The sequence below is a fragment of the Paenibacillus sp. GYB004 genome (assembly GCF_036577605.1).
Taxonomy (GTDB): Bacteria; Bacillota; Bacilli; order Paenibacillales; family NBRC-103111; genus Paenibacillus_AB; species Paenibacillus_AB oceani.
In genome coordinates this window covers 299451-320159 of record NZ_JARBDB010000040.1, presented here as the reverse complement: position 1 = coordinate 320159, position 20709 = coordinate 299451, and the positions used below count along the sequence as shown (strand labels likewise).

General features: G+C 55.5%; 17 protein-coding genes. 11 read left to right on the top strand and 6 right to left on the bottom strand.

The features are described 5' to 3' along the window. Positions 1-63: 63 nt before the first annotated feature. Complete coding sequence (locus PV433_RS17590) at positions 64-501, bottom strand: Ger(x)C family spore germination C-terminal domain-containing protein (protein ID WP_332073458.1); 438 nt, start codon at positions 499-501, stop codon at positions 64-66. A gap of 113 nt (positions 502-614) precedes the next feature. Here PV433_RS17590 and PV433_RS17585 point away from each other — a divergent pair, with 113 nt between their 5' ends. After that, a complete protein-coding gene (locus PV433_RS17585) occupies positions 615-917 on the top strand; it encodes a cupin domain-containing protein (RefSeq protein ID WP_332073368.1) in 303 nt (100 codons plus the stop codon). A gap of 285 nt (positions 918-1202) precedes the next feature. Here PV433_RS17585 and katA read toward each other — a convergent pair whose 3' ends face one another. Then, a complete protein-coding gene (gene katA / locus PV433_RS17580) occupies positions 1203-2651 on the bottom strand; it encodes a catalase KatA (protein WP_332073367.1) in 1449 nt (482 codons plus the stop codon). A 443-nt stretch (positions 2652-3094) separates the two neighbouring features. On the opposite strand from katA, the gene PV433_RS17575 reads away from it, so the two are divergent. From PV433_RS17575 to PV433_RS17565, 3 genes are all read left to right on the top strand, one after another. After that, a complete protein-coding gene (locus PV433_RS17575) occupies positions 3095-3844 on the top strand; it encodes a class I SAM-dependent methyltransferase (RefSeq protein WP_332073366.1) in 750 nt (249 codons plus the stop codon). A 77-nt stretch (positions 3845-3921) separates the two neighbouring features. Next, positions 3922-4908, top strand: a complete 987-nt coding sequence (locus PV433_RS17570) for a Gfo/Idh/MocA family protein (RefSeq protein WP_332073365.1) — start codon at positions 3922-3924, stop codon at positions 4906-4908. Between the two features lie 64 nt (positions 4909-4972). After that, on the top strand, positions 4973-5434 hold the full coding sequence (locus PV433_RS17565) for a hypothetical protein (RefSeq protein WP_332073364.1): 462 nt from the start codon (positions 4973-4975) through the stop codon (positions 5432-5434). A gap of 180 nt (positions 5435-5614) precedes the next feature. On the opposite strand, the gene PV433_RS17560 is transcribed toward PV433_RS17565, so the two are convergent. Then, on the bottom strand, positions 5615-6670 hold the full coding sequence (locus tag PV433_RS17560; RefSeq protein ID WP_332073363.1) for a LacI family DNA-binding transcriptional regulator: 1056 nt from the start codon (positions 6668-6670) through the stop codon (positions 5615-5617). Between the two features lie 217 nt (positions 6671-6887). Between PV433_RS17560 and PV433_RS17555 the strand changes: the two genes are divergently transcribed. After that, complete coding sequence (locus PV433_RS17555) at positions 6888-8183, top strand: extracellular solute-binding protein (protein ID WP_332073362.1); 1296 nt, start codon at positions 6888-6890, stop codon at positions 8181-8183. A gap of 112 nt (positions 8184-8295) precedes the next feature. Next, on the top strand, positions 8296-10527 hold the full coding sequence (locus tag PV433_RS17550; protein ID WP_332073361.1) for a right-handed parallel beta-helix repeat-containing protein: 2232 nt from the start codon (positions 8296-8298) through the stop codon (positions 10525-10527). A 253-nt stretch (positions 10528-10780) separates the two neighbouring features. Here the strand turns inward: PV433_RS17550 and PV433_RS17545 are convergent, their stop codons facing one another. Further along, on the bottom strand, positions 10781-11635 hold the full coding sequence (locus PV433_RS17545; RefSeq protein WP_332073360.1) for a hypothetical protein: 855 nt from the start codon (positions 11633-11635) through the stop codon (positions 10781-10783). A gap of 164 nt (positions 11636-11799) precedes the next feature. On the opposite strand from PV433_RS17545, the gene PV433_RS17540 reads away from it, so the two are divergent. The 5 genes from PV433_RS17540 (at position 11800) to PV433_RS17520 (ending at position 17050) form a co-directional block, all read left to right on the top strand. Then, positions 11800-12516: a response regulator transcription factor gene (locus PV433_RS17540; RefSeq protein WP_332073359.1), complete on the top strand. Its 717-nt coding sequence runs from the start codon at positions 11800-11802 to the stop codon at positions 12514-12516. Beyond that, complete coding sequence (locus PV433_RS17535; RefSeq protein ID WP_332073358.1) at positions 12513-13907, top strand: sensor histidine kinase; 1395 nt, start codon at positions 12513-12515, stop codon at positions 13905-13907. The genes PV433_RS17540 and PV433_RS17535 overlap by 4 nt, the downstream gene beginning before the upstream one ends. Positions 13908-14048: 141 nt before the next feature. Beyond that, positions 14049-14288: a hypothetical protein gene (locus tag PV433_RS17530; protein ID WP_332073357.1), complete on the top strand. Its 240-nt coding sequence runs from the start codon at positions 14049-14051 to the stop codon at positions 14286-14288. A 62-nt stretch (positions 14289-14350) separates the two neighbouring features. Further along, positions 14351-15271 (top strand): type I pantothenate kinase, encoded by a 921-nt coding sequence (gene coaA, locus PV433_RS17525; protein WP_190931928.1) that lies wholly within the window; start codon positions 14351-14353, stop codon positions 15269-15271. A 441-nt stretch (positions 15272-15712) separates the two neighbouring features. Beyond that, positions 15713-17050 carry an ABC transporter substrate-binding protein gene (locus PV433_RS17520; RefSeq protein ID WP_332073356.1) on the top strand — a complete coding sequence of 446 codons (1338 nt, stop codon included), beginning with the start codon at positions 15713-15715 and terminating at the stop codon, positions 17048-17050. Positions 17051-17643: 593 nt separating this feature from the next. Here PV433_RS17520 and PV433_RS17515 read toward each other — a convergent pair. After that, the gene (locus PV433_RS17515) at positions 17644-18654 is read right to left on the bottom strand and encodes a phosphotransferase enzyme family protein (RefSeq protein WP_332073355.1); all 1011 of its coding nucleotides are present in this window, start codon (positions 18652-18654) and stop codon (positions 17644-17646) included. A 347-nt stretch (positions 18655-19001) separates the two neighbouring features. Next, positions 19002-20423, bottom strand: coding sequence for an extracellular solute-binding protein (locus PV433_RS17510; RefSeq protein ID WP_332073354.1), 1422 nt, complete (start codon positions 20421-20423; stop codon positions 19002-19004). Between the last annotated feature and the right edge of the window lie 286 nt (positions 20424-20709).

The following is a 20709-nucleotide window of genomic DNA, read 5'->3' as shown; positions in this document are numbered from 1 at the left end:
GAGCGGCGGTGCGAATCATTCGGCAGTGTCCAGGAAACCGACCAGAATAGTCCCGTCAAACTGCTACTCGTTGCGCGTAATCCGTTTGTTTTTTTGCGAGCTGGAATGGGTTATATTGAGATCGATCTCGATATGCCGGATCGCATCCTCGGTCAGCAGCGGCTCCTGCTGCTGGGGCAGAGCTTTCCACTCGCGGTACCGATTGCGGTAGAGGGTGTGCTCCAGATTGAACACGTCCGTCTGTTTCTTCCGTCCGTTCTCGTACGGTTCCCGGATTTCCCGCTCGATCGCCTCTTTGGTCTGGGCGGTTAACGGGTCGAGTCCGCGCGTCCGGTTATTGACCCGGTTTACGACGTATGCGGTCGCTTTCATGTTTATGTCAAAATACAGCTGTTCTCCGGCCGAAACGGGCTTCAGCTTCGTTTTCGGTTCGTCGACGACGATCTGCGCCGTCGAGTCCGACTCGCTCCCTGAAAATCGATGAACTGGAAGGGTTAAGATTTAATCGGAGATGTGAGTGCAATCACACGCGGGCGCCGCAGGATCGGATATAATAAGACCTAGTGACAACTATTATCAATTAGCAACAATAAAATCGCAAAGGAGCGATCACGATGGAAACGATAAAGCTCGAAAGTCACCTGGGGGCCGTCCCTAAACATATCGGCAAATTGGTGGAGTTTGGGAAGGCGGCGGTCATGCAGCTGCAATTGCGGGCGGGAGAGACGATCCCGGAACACCGGACGGAGGCTGACGTGCTGATCGTCGTCCAGTCGGGCCAAGTCGTGTTTGGCTTTCAGGACCGTCAGGTGACGCTTGATCCGCGCATGCTGCTGCACATCCTGCCCGGGGAAGCACACAGCGTGCGTGCGGCGGACGGGGATGCGGAGCTGCTTGTTATCAAGGTCGCACGCTAGTAAGGGCGGGATCGAAGGGGCGAAAGCCCGGATCGCTTTGGATTCGAATCCATGCCAAATGGGCGGGGTCAAAAGGGTCCGTATAAGCTGACGGGAGCCCTTGCCGAGTTGCCGCGCGGAGGGAGCGATAGGAGAGACCGTCTACCGTTATGTTCCCGGAGATAACAAAAACCTCCAGTCCCTGCTTTCCGCAGTGATGGAGGTTTTTTGGTTGTTACCCGATGCAGTCCCGGACGGGCCGGATCAAGCATGCCTGCTACTCGGTCGGTCCGTATAAATCTGCGCTTATTGTCCGGCCAGTCCCAGTCCCTCGGCCACGCGGCGGCCGTATTCCGGGTCGGCTTTCGTGAAGTGGGCGATCTGGCGAAGCTTGATCTCGTCTCTCTCGACCGGCGCCATAGCGGCTACGATATTGGCTACGAGGCGCGTGCGTTCTTCTTCGCTCATCAAGCGGTACAAGTCGCCCGGCTGCGTGTAGTGATCGTTGTGATCGTAGGCGACACTGTCGGCCTGACCGGATACGGCATAGGCCGCCGGTTTATGCTCCGGCGACTCGGCCGGTCCGCCGTAGCTGTTCGGCTCGTAGTAGACGGAGCTGCCGCCATTGTTGTCGGATCGCATCTGGCCGTCGCGCTGGTAATGGTTCACTTCCGCTTTCGGACGGTTGATCGGCAGCGTATTGTGATTGGCGCCGACCCGGTACCGGTGCGCGTCGGAATAAGCGAACAGACGTCCTTGCAGCATTTTGTCCGGCGAAGCCTCGATGCCGGGTACGAACGAGCCGGGGGAGAACGTCGCCTGCTCGACTTCGGCGAAGTAGTTTTCCGGATTGCGGTCCAGCACCATCCGGCCTACTTCAATGAGCGGGTAATCTTTCTGCGACCATACCTTCGTCACGTCGAACGGATCGAAGCGGTACGTATCGGCGTCCTCCAGCGGCATAATTTGCACGCACAGCTTCCAAGCAGGGAAGTCCCCTTGATCGATCGCATTGAACAAATCTTCCGTATGGTAGTCCGGATTTTCGCCTGCCAGCTTGGCGGCAAGACCCACATCCAGATTTTGAATGCCCTGCTCGGTTTTGAAATGATATTTTACCCAGACGGCTTTGCCTTCGGCATTCACCCATTTGAACGTATGACTTCCGAAGCCGTGCATATGTCTCAGCGTAGCCGGTATGCCGCGGTCGGACATCAGAATCGTAACCTGGTGCAGCGACTCGGGAGAGAGCGACCAGAAATCCCATACCGCGTTCGGGTTTTTCAGGTGAGTTTGCGGGTGGCGTTTCTGCGTATGGATAAAGTCCGGGAATTTGATCGCATCCCGGATGAAAAAGACCGGAGTATTATTGCCGACGAGGTCATAGTTGCCCTCATCCGTATAAAATTTGACGGCGAATCCGCGCGGGTCGCGGACCGTATCGGCCGAGCCGAGCTCGCCAGCGACCGTAGAGAAGCGAATGAACATAGGAGTGCGTTTTCCGACCTCGGACAAAAAGTCGGCCTTCGTATAAGCGGATAAATCGTTCGTCACTTCGAAATAGCCATGCGCCCCGGCGCCTTTGGCATGTACGACGCGCTCCGGGACGCGTTCCCGGTTGAAATGCGCCAGCTTCTCCAGCAAATGAACATCCTGAATCAGAGTCGGGCCGCGCGAACCGGCGGTCATGGAGTTTTGGTTGTCCCCGACGGGAGCGCCCCAGCTTGTCGTCAGCTTGTTTTTATTCGTGGTCATCGTAAGAATCACCCCTAATGTGGTATTGACTATTACTATAAATACTCCCGTTTTTAAAATCAATGACTTTTTGAAATAAATATTTTATTAAAATTATTTTAATTAACAATGACGCGGTTTTCGTTTTATTTGGTAAATAATTGATGACATGAATCGGCGCTGCAAAGCCGTCCGGGGGGCTTCGAACCGGAAGCGGTACTTGCCGCTTATTTGCTCCCGAACCGGTCCAGGCTTTATAATGGAGACAATCTTTCTTTCCAGTGAGGTGAATCGGATGTCGCGCCGGATCGTTCGAGGTAGATAAAGTCCGGGCTGGGTCACACGCGTACCAGCCGCCAAGGGGGGAGTCTGCCCTTTTGGGGTTAAGCGCCGGACCGGAACGGCAAGCCTCAGATCGAGCGGGACATTCAGGCAGGATCATCCTATGGGAAGGTGAAGACGATATGACAAAGATCGATTATAAAAGCTTGTACGACCGGCTTGGAGCGATAAACGGATGGGATTTCAGCAAGGTGAAGTGCCTGTCCGAAGGAGTCGCATGGGATTACGGAAGCGAAGTGACCCGGGCGTGCACCGGGACGGAAGCGCTGCTGGATATCGGTACAGGCGGCGGAGAACAGCTGCTGAAGCTCGCCGGTTTCGTCCGGCAGGCGGTAGGCATCGACAACTCTGCGGCGATGATCGAGACGGCCCGCAGCAACGGGCGGAAGGCGAATCAGCCGGACGTCGCGTTTCTCGAGATGGATGCGGAGGCGCTTGATTTTCCCGACCGATCCTTCCAGATCGTCATATGCCGGCAAGCCCCCTTCGAGGCGAAGGAAGTGGCGAGGGTATTGGCGGACGACGGCGTCTTCATCACCCAGCAAGTGGGCGGGAGAGATAAAATCAATCTGATCGAAGCGTTTGGCAGAGGGCAGTCGTCCGGCGCGTCTATCGATTGTTTGCAGGATCAATATATAACGGAGTTAAACGAAGCGGGTTTTACCGACATCCGGTCGTCCCGCTACGATGCAGCGGAATATTACCAGACTGCGGAGGACTTGATCTTCCTGCTCAAGCATGCGCCGATTATCCCGGACTTCGGGCAGGCGGAAGGCGATTTTGAGGTGCTTCGGCAGTTTATAGAGAATAACCGGACGGAGCAGGGGATACGAACGGATGCGCACCGGTTCCTGATCGTCGCAAGGAAGTAGAGAACGAGAAGCCGATCCCCTCCTCCCGGCGGAGAGAGGGGATTGGACTATACATACGGATACGAAGGAGCTCCCCCATGATCAGATTCGGCATTATCGGTACCAATTGGATTACGGAGTCGTTTTTGCAGGCGGCGCGGCATGTGGAGCATTTCAGGTTGACTGCGGTTTATTCGCGGACGGAGGAGAAGGCGAAGGAATTCGCCGAGAAGCATGGCGCTGCATTTACGTATACGGATGTAGAGGAGATGGCCGCGAGCGGCGAGATCGATGCGGTTTATATTGCGAGCCCCAACTCGTTTCACGCCGGACAAGCCGTCCGCTGCATGAACCGGGGCATCCACGTGTTGTGCGAGAAGCCGATCGCTTCGAACAGAGTGGAGCTGCAGGAGATGATCGACGCGGCCCGCAGCAACGGCGTCGTCCTGATGGAGGCGCTGAAGTCGACGCTGATGCCGAATTTCCAGGCGATTCAGGACAACCTGCCCAAGCTGGGCCGAGTGCGCCGGTTTTTCTCGAGCTACTGCCAATATTCCTCGCGTTACGATGCTTATAAGCAGGGCACGGTGCTGAACGCGTTTAACCCGGCCTTCTCCAATGGAGGCTTGATGGACCTGGGCATCTACTGCCTGTATCCGCTCGTCGTCCTGTTCGGCAAACCGGAGCGGATTCAGGCGAACGGCCTGCTGCTGGAATCCGGCATTGACGGGGAAGGAAGCCTGCTGCTCGGTTATCCCGAGATGGATGCTATCATTCAATATTCCAAAATTACCGACTCCGCCCTGCCTTCGGAAATTCAGGGGGAATCGGGCAACATGCTCATCAGCAGGATCAGCCAGCCCGATAAGGTGGAGATCCGCTACCGGGGCGGAGCTTCGGAGGACGTGACCCGCGAGCAGGCGGACCACTCGATGATGTATGAGGTGGAGCATTTTATCGGCTTGATTCGGAATGGGGACAAGGAATCGCCGGTTAATTCGCTGACCCGCTCGTTGTGGACGATGGAGATTATGGACGAAGCGAGACGGCAGATGGGGCTCGTTTATCCGGCGGATCGGCGATAGGATGCACAGTAATAATACTACTGCCGCCGTTACTGGCGGCTTTTTTATAAAGGAGCTAAACTACATGAGAAATTCTGCAGTTGCAGTATGTCTAATTTCCGGGTTTAGTTTCGCACCGTTATTTATATTGTCGTTTTATATATCATCATACACCTATCCGCTATTTATGGATATTCCGGCTGATCTATCAAGAAATACATCGTGGTTTTATTACGGTATTATTTTTTCCATATTCCCTTATCTGGTTTTAGGAATGCTCTTCGGGTTATTAAACGCCAAAATACATAAAACCGCCATTGTCACTATTATTACTACTTTTATTATAGAAAAAATAGGATTATTGTTATTTGCATCTATAATCAGTCAAAGGGCTAGTGGCTATAATCTCCTTTGTGAGGAACTCCCCTTCTACTGCTCAAACTACACTTACCCCTATATGCTGGGTAGTGTTGTTATTGGAACACTGTCATTTTACAGCGGGTATAAATTAACTAAAAAGATTGGGGTATATATGAAATCGAAGTAGTAAAACCCAAGTGAACCCGCTCTGCAGTCTCACTTTAGATCCCGGTATCGGAAAAAAGTACCGGGTCTTTTTTTACGATTCCATAGGGAGTTCGCTAAAGCAATAAAGCGACTTAAATATTCTGAGGCAAGACAAGCCCCCGCTTACGAAGCTTTTCTTATTGGATACAGGCCGAGTTATTCATCGTTGGGAAGTTTTCTCCAAGCTCGCCGTCGTACTGCCGATCTTCAGCTCCCCTTGGATGCGGATATGTTCGTAAGGCAGCGACGGATTGGCGATCCGCCAAAGCATCCGGTCGGCGGCCCGGTAACCGGTCTCGCGAATGGCCAGCAGAGGCATCGTGAAGGGCGGCAGCGAATCCGGCTGCTGATTCAGCAGGCCGATGATCGACAGATCCTCGGGAATGCGCAATCCCAGCTGCTCGGAGCAGAGACGGTACACTTCAGGAACTTCACCTTCGATTCCGCATAAAATGGCGGTCGGGGCATACCGGGCAAGCTTCTCGGACAGCTCCCCCTTCCACAAAGCCTGGCTTGTCCGCACGCGGATCGAATGGGCGTCCGGATCGACACGGGCGCCGAATTCGTTCATGGCGTGAAGAAACGCTTGCCAGCGCAAAATATATCCCCTTTGCTGAGTCGTATCTCCCACATACATAATGTTAGTATGGCCGATCGAACGCAAATAGGCGACAGCCTGATAGGTCGCTTCGTAGATGGCCCAGATGACGCTGTCCACCCGGGTTCCGAGAGGGGGGAAGTTGAGCAGTATTTTCGGAACCGGCAGGCGGAGCAGCTTCGGCTCCCACTCCCTCGGCATGATGCTGGGAGCGATGAACAAGCCGTCGGTATAGGCGAGACCGCGCTGCTCCAACCAGCCGTCCATCTCTTTTTCCTTGACGGAGGAAGGCAGCAGCAGCACCTCGATATGATGGCCGAACGAAGCGAAGCGCTCGTAAAGCCCTTCCAGCAGCAGCTTGTAGTAGCTGACGGATTGCGTCGTTTGTACGAGGAAAAATCGTTTCCTCTCGAGCGGATACGGGAGGATATGTTCGGCTTTCAAGCTGCGAATCTGCTCTTTGGTAAAATAGCCGAGCCGTTCCGCCGTCTGAACGATCAGGTGACGGGTCTGCTCGGACATGCCTGGTCTTCCCTTCAATGCTTTGGAGACGGTGTTGACGGTCAGTCCGAGCTCATTGGCAATCGTGCGAAGCGTAACCGACTTAATAATAGGCATGGAAGCACCTCGTCAACGGAAAATGGTATACCCTCATCGTAACATCGAACAGACCCGAAAGAAAGGGCTTACAGCAATTCACGAAACCGCTCCGTAACCGCCTTTTTGCTCCCACTAAAATGGAACTGGAAGCGCTCCGGAAGACGCTTATAATGAGTATCAGATGAACGATCAACCGTGTCTCCGCACCATATAGGAAGCAGAGGAGGGGCAAGGCATGACGATAAAATGGGGAAAACCCGCCGTGTGCTTGTTAGTATCGGCCACGATTGTAAGCGGTTGCGGGGGAAGTGGAGACGGAGGAAAGGGAGAACTAGGAGGACAGGTACAGCCAAACGGTGGGGAAGCGCTTAAGCCGGTGACGCTGACCTTGTACAATGCGCAGCCCGGGGCGGTAGATTTTGAGAAGATGGGCATTCTGGAAGCGGTAAAGAAGAAGTTCCCTCACATTACGCTTCAATTGTTCAAAAGAGAGAAAGGCATGGAATACACGGACTGGATCACCGCCCAAACCGCAGTCGACATCATTTACGACTCGACGGCCTTTACGGTCAGCTCGATCAAGCAGAACGGTCTGCACGTCGACCTGCAGGAGCAGATCAAGCTGCATAACTTCAAGCTGGATACGTTCGAGCCGAACGTGCTGGCTCACGCCATGTCGACCAACAGCGAAGGGAAGCTGTACGGACTTCCGTTTACGATGAACCGGTATGGACTCTTCTACAACAAAAACTTGTTCGACCGTTTCGGGGCGGCTTATCCGAAGGACGGGTTGACCTGGGACGAAGTGTATGATTTGGCGAAAAGGCTGACACGGACCGACGCCGGCACGACCTACTACGGATTTACCGCCGTGCCGAACAACATCATGCTGAATAATCAGCTGTCGCTTAGCCCGCTGGACCCGAAGGAAGACAAAGCGGCGATGAATACGGACGGCTGGAAGCTGCTGCTGAACAATTTGCGCCGGTTCGGCGAAATCCCGAACAACAAATTCGTACCCGTCACCGAATCGGTCAAAGGCACGGTGGCGATGGTGCTCGATTCGGGAGCGGTCAGCCAAGCGGGCTCCGATCTCGATTGGGATGTGGCGTCGGTGCCGGAGCTGCCGCAAAAGCCGAAGACCGGGTTCAAGCCGGCCTCGCTCTCCTTGTTCCTGTCGTCGACGTCGCAGCATAAGGATGAGGCGTTTCGGGTGATGGCTTTTCTGGTGTCGTCGGAATTTCAGGCCAAGCTGACGAGGCAGGCGGTCGGAACGCCGCTCGCCGATCCGGAGGTCCGCAAAGCGTTCGGCCAAGATTTGCCGCAATGGAAAGGCAAAAACGTACAAGCGCTGTATTACTATCCCGATGCGCCGGCATTCCCACCGCGGGCTGAGCAGTTGACGAACGTGGGCGTCAATTTCACCAAGCTGCTGGAAAGTCCCGACGATACGAACACGATCCTGCGGAACTTCGACGAAGAGATCAATAAAGCGATTCAGGCAGAGAAGGCGAAGTTGCAGGCTAAATAGGTAAGTGGAGCGGTTAACCGGTTGGCCCGGGTGGAGCGAATGGCAGTTGTTTGCAGGAAGAGACAGAGATTCAGTCCGACTGTACGTGTGAGTACATGAAGGAGGGATATAGATGTCGAATGAAAAGATGGGACAGCGCGCGGAAATTAGCACGGTGCAAGACCGGCCGCAGGAACCGGGTGTCCAGGTAAGCCGCAGAAAGCTGCTGACTGCGATGGGGATGGCGGGAGCGGCGATCGCCGCGGGCAGTATGCTTCCCGGACCCTCGGCGGCATTCGGCAAGGGCGAACAGTCGGTTGGCGGTTCCGTCTATGACGGGCCGGACGGCAGAAGCATATGGCCCGAGCTTAGAACGGCGGGCTTGATCGTTACAACTACGGTTGCCGAGCTTCGGGCCCATACTCGTCCCGATTCGAGACTGCTCTATTTTGTACGGGATGAAGGGCAGGAGGGACATTTCGCCTACGACCCGGCGGACACGACTTCGGCGGACAATACGGGGACGATACTCGCAGCCGCATCCGGTGCCCGGTTCAAGCGATTGATGGCTGACGATTCCGTCGATGTCCGGTGGTTCGGGGCGAAGGGAGACGGAACGACCGACGATACGGCGGCGATTCGCCTCGCGATCGGCTATGTATCCGCCGCTTTTCCGCAAGGGGGCATACTCTACTTCCCGAATGGAAAATACAGAGTGACAGACGGGTTCTCGCTTACGGGACAGAAAGTCAGCTTTCTGGGAGCCCAAGCGGAGATTTTCTTGGACAACACATCCGACACCGTTACGGTGCTTTCGTTCCTGGGCTGCTCCGACTTTTTCGTGGAAAGTCTGAAAATATCCAGCTCGAAAACATCGAAGCTGCATTCCAAGCAAGCCTTCGGGATTTATCTCAAAGATTCGGGCAAATTCAGGCTGTCGAAGCTGGACATCTCTTATCGGACCGATGCGATTCATATCCATTTTTGCGATAACTTCACGTTGGAGGGCAACGATGTTTACTTCCTCGGCGAAGAAGGGATCAGGATCGGCGGAAGCCGGAACTGGCGGGTCGCGAACAACAGAATCCACCATCATAACGGCGACGGTATCCTGCTGAAGCATGCCGGCAACCCGGAAGGCATGTATAACGGGGAAATTATAGGCAACTTCCTGTACGACGGCGTAAATACGTTCGGACTTACCTCTACGATTGGCGGCGGCGTCACTTCGAATGAGGAAGTGTCGGGAACGGCCGAGCGCAACATCCACAATCTAGTTATTAGCGGCAATACGTTCAAAAATTTACGTTACGGGATCGGCCTCTCCAGCGTTACGAACTTTACGATATCCGGCAATACGATCCAACATGTCAAAATGGCCGGGATTCGTATGGACAACTCCACGGTTAACAATCCTTCACGCAACCCGGGCGGCGAAAGCTCGATTACGGGGAATACGGTCGAGGACGTAACAGCGGGCGAGGGCATTCAGTTTATGACGAATCAGGCAGTCGTGGACAAAGTGGCGATCACGGGCAACCATGTCAGGCGGGTTATGCATGCGGTCTCCCACTACCCGGGCATAGCGGCGTCGAATGCGTCCGTCTCCGGCAACATGGTGAGCGAGTGCAAGGTGCTCCTGCAGGCGAGTAATTGCACGATATCCGGCAACCGTTTTCAGCAAGGCGGCTTTCCCGCTTCCGAGCTGGCTTCCAATGCGATTAAGCTGTTCGAAACGTTCGTATTTACCGGCAATACGTTCGAAGATGTGAGCGGCCATATCGGAATCGGCAAAGGGGCAGGCATGATGACCGGCAATTCGTTCAAAACGGGCTCCAGCTTATGCGCGATTCTTTTCCGGAACGACCCGATAGGCAACGTCTATATGCTGAACAACAGCTACGACTGCCCCAATATCGCCGAAAAGATAGCTTACGAACCGGCCGTGACGCCGAAAGGCAAAGGGAAACTAAGCGGCGACTTTACGCTCGGCAGCGCCATTCAGCGTTACGATACGGCCATTCCTGCAGCCGGCGCCTATTCGCCGATGTCCGTTATATGGAATAAGGACGTGGGAAGAGGCAAGCCGCTCGGTTACGTCTGCATCGAGGGAGGCGAACCGGGTACGTGGGCTCCGTTTGGCTATATCGGTGCAGTCAAGAACGGAACCGCCACTATACACGCGAACGCCGATTCGGTCTACATCGAGCACAATCTGGGAGTCGTCCCATCATACGTTTCTCCAACTCCTCTCGGTAATACGGGACATATCTGGGTAACGGACATGACGGCTACGCATTTTACGGTGCGCTGCTCCCAGATTCCGGCGGCGGATACCCCCATATTATGGGAAGCGAAAGCATAGCTTCGGCAGTTCGTCAGGCTCTAACGACTCCGGTTCGCCGGCAGAAAGCGGTACAAGGGTTGCCTCTAAGTCTGCATAAGACCTAGGGGCAACCCTTTTTGTGTCAGAGGCCGGGAAGGCGGTCGTCAAGCCAAACCGGGGCGGCAGCGATGCTAGAACGGTCTATGGCAGAGCCGTCCCTGCTGCACGGTTTCGGGCCCAAAGTACGACCCGGGCCGGCTTAGACGGCAGTCTTCCCGCACAGCTGCATCCTTTATTCTGTGTCTGCGGATGCGGCCGGAACGGCAGGGATTGCCGGAATTGCTTGCAGCGCAGTCACGTTCGTCTTCGCCTCTCGCAGCTCCGTAATTCTCTGCTTGTACAACTCCAACTGATTAGCTAACGCCTGCTTGATGGCTTGTCCGTCATCGGATTGTACGGCTTCTTCAAGCTGCTTCCAGCCTTCAGCGAAGGCGCTGGCGCCGATCGTCGAGTCCACGACGCTTGCAGACGAGATCGAGAAGCTGACCTTATCGGCAGCGATTGCTTCGGCGCTTGGATCAGTGATTGTATCACCGGCTTCGGCGGAAACCTTGAGGGCCGGAACGGCAGTTACCGAGATGGTAACGGCTGCCTCGTTCAAGCCTCCGGCTTCTGCTTCGTCCCCGCTGGAATCCGCAGTTGCCGGCTCTATGGCGAAGGTATCGTCATTAACCCGCTTCACCATCGTAACCGTTTTGAAAAATTCGTTTCCGTCAAGCGGCTTCATCTCCTCAAACTTCACGTCGGCTTTTATGGCGAACTGGCCTTCGACCGCCACAGCCTCGCTAAGCGGCACCGTTTGAATGTTCAGCGGCTGGCCATCGGCACTTTCCGCCCAGAACAACATTTTCGGGGTGAGCGACGTATACGCGTCCAGCGTCTGTTTCCAGTCTTCGACCGTTTCCGGGGCATACGTTTCGGCCAGCTTGAGTGGGTCCAGCAGCTTTTTGGCAATGACCGTTTCGGCCATTTGCACCGGCTTGGCGTTCGTTTGATCGGCAGTTTCGGCCATGGCGGCCGGGGCTCCCACGGCAGACAACAGCAAGGTAGACAAAGCGGTGGTTTTCAACATTTGCTTGTAATTCATCGGTACAGCACTCCTTTAAGGTTGATGGGTGGTTACAGGCTTCAGTGTACCGGCCGTTTGTGGCAAATCGTTCGAGAAATTGTGGAAAAACGATGGCAGATCGCTACTGCGGCTGCGGTTTTGCTACAATATTAATACGAAAGGAACTGCAGGAGGCTGGATGGATGAACAACTACTTAATCGCGATCGTAGACGACGATCCTCATATACGCGAACTGGTGGAAGCCTATTTGAAAAAGGAGCAATACCGCACGGCCGCGCTCGCCTCCGCCGAGGAAGCCTGGGAGCAGTGGAGGACGGCTCCCCCGGATATGTGGGTGCTCGATATTATGCTGCCCGGCATGGACGGTTACGAGTTTTGCAGGCGAATCCGCCGGGAGGCGGAGGTGCCGATCATTATGATTTCGGCCCGGGATACTGAGGTTGACAAGATATTAGGTTTGGAGCTGGGGAGCGACGATTATATGGTCAAGCCGTTCAGCCCCCGCGAGCTGGTCGCCCGGATCAAGAGGCAGCTGCAGCGCACGCAGAAACTGAAAACTTTGGAGGACATGAAGCAGGGCGAGGCGCTGGTGCTTCAGCTCGGAGCCGGCCAGCTGCAGCTCGTGCAGGAAGAGCGGCGGGCGTTCTGGTGCGGGGACGAGATCGACGTGACGTTTAAGGAATTCGCGCTGCTTCAGGCGTTCGCGGAACGTCCGAACCGCGCATTCGCCAGGGACGAGCTGCTCACCCTGGTGTGGGGGGACGACTATTTCGGCAGCGACCGGGCCGTCGATCATCTGGTGAAGCGGCTGCGCAAAAAAATCGAGCAGCTTCCCGTGGAAGCGGTATGGGGACACGGCTACCGGCTGCGCATGGAAGCGGAGGTGGCGGGGGAATGAAGCTGCTGCACCAGATAAATTTGGCGTTCGGCTTAATGCTTGTGTTGGTGCTGAGCGTGACGGCCGTTATTTTCCACTATGTGTTAATGGATCACTTTATCGAGGTTCAGAAAAAAGATATGACGGCGATCGAACGGTCGATCACGTCTACGATTGCGGTGGGCGATCTAACCTTCGTCGAGCAGGGCGGGGACAATGCCGTCGCCTCCATGGCCGCTACTATTACGGCTGCGCCGGTTGCGGGTGTCGGGGCGGTCATCACGGATTCCACCGAAAATGTAGTATTCAGCACGGTGGACGCGGTTCCGGTCTGGACTTCTACGTTCGGCACGGCTACGGCGGCGGCCGCCCCCGGAGTGGTGAGTATCCAGAAACTGCGGGAAGCCGAGGATATCCAGTACCTGGTTTCCAAAAGCTCAATTCCGCAAGGGACGCTTACGCTTTTTACGCCGATGAGCAAAATAAAAGAGATCGAGCTGTCGCTGCTGGGCCGGCTGCTGATCGTGTTGTTCGTCGGCGGAGGGCTTGTGTTTTTGCTGAGCCTCTTCATTACAAGGAGACTGATCCGTCCGCTGCTGCAATTGCAGGGCGAGCTTCAGAAGGTGGAGAACCGCAGGTTCTCGGAAGTCCGGCTCATTCAGGCCGGAGGAGAGATCGGCGATGTTGCGCAGACGGTATACAAGCTGGCAGGGGAACTGGAGAAATATAACCGCATTCAGAAGCAGTTTATTCAAAATGCGTCCCATGAGCTGAAAACGCCGCTCATGTCGATAGCCGGTTATGCGGAAGGAATCCGCGACGGCGTATTCGAAGGCGAGCAAGCCGGGAAAGGGCTGAACGTCATCATCAGCGAGAGCGCCAGACTGCGGAACATCGTGACGGAGATGACGCTGCTTGCCAAGCTCGACGGCGAGGAGGACAGCTTCCGGTTCGGCGCTGTTGCGATCCCCGAGCTGATCGAAGAGACGGTAGAGCGGCTGAATCCGATTCTGGTGCAGAACGGGATCACGATTGAGACGGTGCTGGACACAAATGATAATGACCGGCTGACGGTTCGGGCCGACCGGGACAAGCTGCTGCAAGCTTTGATTAACGTCGTGGGTAACGCAGCCCGCTATGCGAGCCAACGAATCCGGATTCAGGTGCGGATTCAACATAAACAGCTCGTCATCGCCGTCGTCGACGACGGGCGGGGGATACCGGACAAGCTGCTCCCGCACCTGTTCCACCGGTTCGTGAAAGGAAAGGACGGGGAAACCGGGCTCGGGCTGGCGATATCCCGGGCGATCGTCGAGCGTTGCGGCGGCCGGATCGCGGCGAGAAACATTCCGGAGGGAGGGGCCGAGATAACGATGCGTTTCCCCGGAATGGCGACCGCGGCGACCGCGTGAGTGCCAGCGGCTGGTCGGCCGTTCGCGCTCACGGCGCCATCGTGCCGGGCTCTGGGCGGGCGGTGTGCACTCCCGCCGGCCGGTTTGAAGTCGGGCCGTTTCGTCCATACTGGCCGATGAAGCGGCTTGAGTGGTCCAAGCATGCCGGCACCGGTAGCAGGGCGGGGCCGTGAGCTGCGGCAGATGGTACAGACGCAGCCGTTGGCCTGCAGCCGGGAGGAGGCGTCCCCGGCGGGCCGTATTTCGGCGGATTCAGCGGATCTTTTATACGCGATCGCGGCGGTTACCGCTCCTCACCGCTCCCGCCGCCTGCAAATCGCAGGGGAGGAAAGCCGGATCTTGCGTTCTGGCGGCCGATTGGCGAGGTTAAGTTTTGCTTGACGTGCCGCTCCGCCTCGTGCATACTTTTTTTCAGTTACTACAGATCGGTGGAGAGCGCATACATGAATCGCCATTCGTTGTACATGGAGTTTAGCCGGGAGGAGTGGTCGGCGATCCGGGACCATACGCCGCTTCCGCTCACGAAGGAAGAATTCGAGAAGCTGAAAGGGTTGAACGACCAGATTCCGTTCCAGGAAGCGGAGCAAATCTACCATCCCATTACCCGGCTGATTAATTTGTACGTGGCTGCCTCGCAGCAGCTGTACAAGTCGGCCGCTTATTTTACGGGCAGCCAGGAAGCGAAGTCGCCATACATTATCGGGATCGCCGGAAGCGTCGCAGTCGGAAAAAGCACGGCGGCCCGTCTGCTCCAGCTGCTGCTGTCCCGGTGGACGAATCACCGCAATGTGGACCTGATTACGACGGACGGCTTTTTGCACCCGAACCGGGTGTTGCAGGAACGCGGGCTGATGAAGAAAAAAGGGTTTCCCGAGAGCTACGATATTAAGCGGCTGCTGCAATTTTTGACCGAAGTGAAGGGCGGCAAGCCGGAGGTTACGGCCCCGGTTTACTCCCATCTTGTATACGATATCGTGCCGGACCGGGCGCAGGTCGTCCGCGCTCCGGATATTCTCATCGTCGAAGGCATTAACGTGCTTCAGGTGAACAAGGAGTCGCAAGTGTTCGTCAGCGACTTTTTCGATTTCTCGATCTATCTCGATGCGGAGGAGAGCGACATCAAGCGGTGGTACATCGAGCGGTTCCGGATGCTGCGGGATTCGGCGTTCCGCAATCCCGACTCGTACTTTCACCGGTACTCCACTTTAACGGAGGAAGAGTCGGTCCAGACCGCTACGCAGATTTGGGAAGAGATTAACGCCGTTAACCTCCGCCAAAATATATCCCCGACCAAAGGGCGCGCCCAACTGCTGCTGCAGAAGGGCTCGAATCACGAAATTCGCAAAGTGCTGCTCCGCAAGTAGGGGCGGCGCTTTGTTTTTATTGCAGGGTGGCGCGGGGAGGACTCGGGGAGGATGGGGGCCGCCTGTGTGGGCGGGTGATCTAACCGCTGTAAGGCGCGGCACAATGGTGCGAGTCTGTGCCGTGAGAAAGGGGGCCCCATTCGCAGGGGCGGGGGCAAGGGCCTTAGGGCCTGTCCCCCAGTCGTCATGCGACGCCGGGCACCCGCACGCTGGGGGCATAGCGCGTCGCCGGATAAGGGCGGTTTGCACCTCTCCGGGGCAAGGGAGTACAACGATTCGCCCGGTAGTTCGTTTTTTTAGGATGTCAAAAAACTGTACTGGATCTTAAATATGTGAAATGGTGCGGCGGTCCGTGATCCGTTACATATGGAGTATGCCGAATCTTCAAGTGAGGATGGCTGGCATACCACATACAGGAGAAAAGGACGGTCGATTCGATTGATGGCACAACGAAAATGGAAGACAGGTATGATCGGGATGTCGCTCGCGGCGTTGTTGTCCGCTTGCAGTGGAGGGGGGACGTCACCGCAGCCGGATGCGTCCGGCGAAACGCCGAAGCCGGCGGAGAAGCCGCCGGAGCCGATCGAGTTAAAGATTCATGCTTCCGGCGTTGCGGAGCAAGAATTCGATACGCGGTTCAAGGAGGTGCTGCAGAGGAAGTTTCCCCATATCAAAATCGTCTGGCTGCCGACCAGCGGTACGGCCAACACGATTCAGGAGTACGTGGCCCGCGGCGAAATTCCCGATATCATCCGCAACATTTCGAGTACGGTGCATAATAACTATTTGAACATGGGGCTTGCCTACGATCTGCGGGAGATGGTCAGCAAGTACAAGTACGATCTTAGCCGCTTCAATCCGATCTTTATCGACGGCTTCATTAAGCTGTCCGGGCAAAGCGGGGAGTTGTACGGTCTTCCGGTATCGCCATTCTTCTCGAGGGTGCTTTATTATAACAAAGACGTGTTTGATAAGTTCGGCCAGCCTTACTTGAAGGACGGCATGACGTGGGACGAGGTGTACGAAGTTGCGCGTAAGCTGAGCCGGGTGGAGGACGGGGTTACCTACCGCGGATTTTCCGGCAATGTTGCCACTTATCTGACGTACAATGAATATTCGCTTTCTACGCTCGATCCGGCCAAAGACGAGCTGTCCAGCTTTGATACGTGGAAAAAGATTTTCGACAACTATATCCGGTTTTATCAAATTCCGAACAATCCCATTGCCGCTACGCTCGCGGAAGAGCAAAACGCGTTCAAGAACGGGACCGTTGCGATGCATGCCGATATTTACTCCCCGTATCTCGATCTGAGTATGGTGAAAAACTGGGATATGGTGTCGATCCCGATTATTGAAGGGGCGCCGAAAAAAGTAGGCATCTTCCCGCCGGGGTATCTGCTCCTTACGAAGCAGAGCAAGCACAAGGACGAAGCGTTTCAGGTCATGATGGAGATGTTGAGCGACGACGTGCAGATGAAGGATGCGCGGAACGGATTTTTGCCGACGGTTGCAAACAAGGATATGATGGCTGCGCTCGGACAGGACAACGCCGTGTACAAAACCAAAAACATGAAGGCCGTCGGCCATTACGAATTTGCCCCGATCCGCCCGGCGCGCGAAAAAGGAAAAACGGTGATCGATACGGGTGTCGCGGATACTCATTTGCGCAACGCATTTTTCGATGCCGCTCATGGGAAAGACGACGCGAATACGGTGCTGAGAAGAACGGACGAACTGCTTAAGCAGGAAGTGGAAAAAGAGAAGAGCAAAACGAAATAGGGGAACGTATCAGGTCGAGTTGAGTACGGGCGTGCCGAACAATGATAAGGTAAGAACCTCCGATGCTCTTTTTATTAGCGGTTCCGGGGGTTCTTTTTGTTGCGCGGTGCCGTCTCTCTATATATGTAGAGGAAGTCCGGCTTCCGTTATTAGGCCGGAAATGCTTGAACAAGCCGGTTAGCGGAACAAACGTTTCCGTTATTTCGGCGAAATTCGTAAAAACCGGTCGCATTGTCGCGAATAACGGAAGTAAAAGTTCCGCTAACAGGCGGTTTGCCGACTTCATAACGAAATAGAGGAAGTGTTTGTTCCGGTAAAGAAACGGACAAGTAGGAAAGGAGGCATGGGGTCGGGTCAAACTTGAAGGTTTCTCCAGGGGCGCCCCAAAGGCGACTCCAAAGGCACCCCAAAGGCGATCCAAAGGCGGCTCCAAAGGCGGCTCCAAAGGCGCCCCCAAAGGCGCCCCGAAGGCGGCTCCAAAGGCGGCTCCAAAGGCGCCCCCAAAGGCGCCCCCAAAGGCGACCCCCAAAAGCCAGCCTCAAACCCAACCCCAAACCCAAACCCTAACATACAGCCTCCTAAGGCTGTTGTCCTCACCAATCCCCAAACAACTCGTCCAGCCGGTCCCACTGCTCGGTTAGCCAGATCAGCTCCTCGGCGAACCGTTTGGGCGGTATGCTGGCATGGGTCAGCATGGAAGCACGGAGCCACCAGTGCGCTTCGCGGCACCATAGCAGCTTCAGCGCAACCGGCAGCCGGCCTGCGGGGAAATCGTGCTGCTCCCGGTAGCCGGTCAGGAAAGCTGCGGCCGCTTCCCGCTGAAGCGCGCCCTCGTGCCAGGCGCCGGACAGCAGCGCCCTTGCCGTATCGATTTCCGGGTAGCTGTATTGCACCGTATCGAAATCGATAACCTGCACGTGATCGTCGGCGTCGAACAGGAAGTTGTCGACCCAAAAGTCCCAGTGCGCCCAGCCGGGCTCCAGACCGTCGAACATAGCCGGGTCCAGCGTCTGCAGAATGTCGTCTTGCCGTTCGATCGCCCGGATAACGGCCGGATGAGGTTCAGCCGACGCCAAGGCGGCTTCGTGATTGGCCTGCCATTTGCCTCTAATCCCGCCAGGCGAAGGTTTCCAGGGCGTCCCTTCCGCCGGCAGCGTTTGCAGCAGCGTATGCATCTGCCCGGTTACCCGGCCCAGCCGATACATCCGCGCAGCTCCGACTTCGCCCGCCTTCGGGGGTGCGCCTTCCGCCGGCTGCATGACGGCGTAGTAATACCCTTCCGGCGATTGCTGCAGATGCCGCCCTTCTGCACTGTACACATCCGGGCAGATCCCGCCGCGAAGGTGCAAATCGTGCTGGACCGACAACGAGCGCTCGACCTGCCGGTTCAGATCCGGGTCGCTCAGATTGTACCGCTTCGGATGATAACATTTGACGAAGAGGGGCCCGTCAGCTGAGCTTACCGTCCATTTCATATTCAGCAGGCCGAGAAATGTCTGGGTATATCCGGTGACGGTTACGCCAAACGTATCGGCCATATGCGCGAACACGGACTCCCGGTACGCCGGATCGGTACACACCCGGGTTTCATCGTGGGAACTCATAACAAAATCACGCCTTTCGGGCGAATGTATGTTCGAATGTGTGTATTATACCATAATGTGGGGGAGGTCGGAGGGACTTCAGGGCGTGTCCGAAGAACGAATAGTTCGATCCTATTCTAAAAAGAGGGGCTGTCTGCAGAACCAGTTATTTTGCGATTTGGTAAGCCTCGCTTATAATCGATTTCCTTCGAGAAAAAAGACCCCATCCTCCATGTTTAACGTGGAATTTGAGGTCCTTTCGTATGGAAATGGGGACGCTCCCTGTCACACGAGCGCTTTTGGGGCAACCCCTCCGGGGTACGACGTACTAGGCAGTCTCTAACCCGAGCGCAGCATTCGTAGCCGGGCTAAGGCATCGCCGGAGACGGAGAAAGAGTCGTATCGGCCGAGCTCCCCGACAGCTCTTCCACGCGCCTGCACAACGTTGCTTCATCCTGCAAGCCGGCCCAGTACAGGCGCAGCTCGCTGAACAGCCCGTGCATCTCGCTTTCGAGGAGGTTCAGATCCGAGAAGAGCCGGTAGCTCGGAATAATCTCGCGGAACAAGGAGAAGCGCGACGGCCGGTTGATCACGCCGGAATCGGGTCCGGACCATTCTGCGGCGGTAACCCGCGCGGGAAGGCTGCACGTATTTTGCCGGATCGCCAGCTGGGCTTGGGAAGAGATCATAAAATCGACGAGCTTTTTCGCAGCTTCCTTGTTTTTGGAATGCCGGTTCACGGCAAGTCCGATGACGATCAGCACCGTAAGCGCGTCCCCGAGATGCGGAACCGGGGCGATGTCGTAGTCCAGCTCGGCGTCACGCAGATGATTTAACGTAAAAAAACTGAGGATGGCGATCGACAGCTTGCCTTGGCGGAGCATCTGGACTTTCTCCGCTTCCCAGTTCATGAGGCTGTTCGGCAGTGAAGGAATATGTTCATACAGCTCCCGGCTGTAGCGGATCGCGTCCATCATGCGCGTACCCGCCAGCTTGAGCCGGCCGTCTTCGCGGCGTTCGAAGGAGCCCCCCTTCTGCAGCAGCATGATGCTGGCCCGGTTCGGGGTGGAGAAGTAACAGTGAAAACCGACCCGCTCGCCCGGGATGTCCAAGGCAGAGGCGCATTCGATCAATCTCTGCCAGTTCCAGCTGCTGTTCGGCTCCTGCAGTCCCTGCTGGATGAAGTGGGCGCGATTGTAGCACAAGACGAGAGGCGAGAAGGTAAAAGGCTGAACCCGCAGCTGGCCGTCCTTCGCGAAAGCGTCGGAGAGGAACGGATACAGGGCGTCCTGCCGTTCGAGAATCTCGAAATCGTCCAGACTGCCGTGCTCGGCAAATTGCAGGTAACTATTGTAGTTCATCGTGACCACGTCCAGCATCCCGTTATCGAGATACGGCTTGAATTGATCGTACAACTGGCCTCCCAGCGGAACGGCCTGAACGTGAATATTCGGATGCTCCCGGTGGAACATGGCGATCAACCTGTGGATATCCGCATCGTCCGGGATCGTAGGCGAATACCCGAACCGGATCGTGACCGCTCCTTTTTCCGCGGGATCGAGAACTTTGCTGCCGATCTTCGGAATTTTGACGATCATACGCTCGCTTACGAGCAGATCAAGTCCTTTGCGCACCGATTGCACGCTTAACCCGTACAGCTCGGCAAGCTGCTTCTCCGACGGCAAATATTGCTCCGGCTCCAGGCTGCCGGTAAGGATATTGTTGCGGATCGATGTGACCATTTCGTCCAGACGGGGGCGAAACGTTTTGCGGCTTGGACGTCGCACCATATACGTATCAACCTCTTAAAGTGCTATGATTATTGATCATAGTAGATCATTAGTAGCTTGTCAAACAATGGTAATTCATAACAGTGTTAGCGAACGCGATATACATATCAGATAAATATCAATTATGCGAAAATTAGCGTATTTATATCGGTTTAATATCCAATTTTCAATATTTATTTTTGTGTATTGACATTAACTAACTTCTAAAATATAGTTTTTGTTGTAAGTTAAGTATCAGTTACGTATTAGAAAAGAGGTTTGTTTTATTTATCCTCCTAAGCTCAGT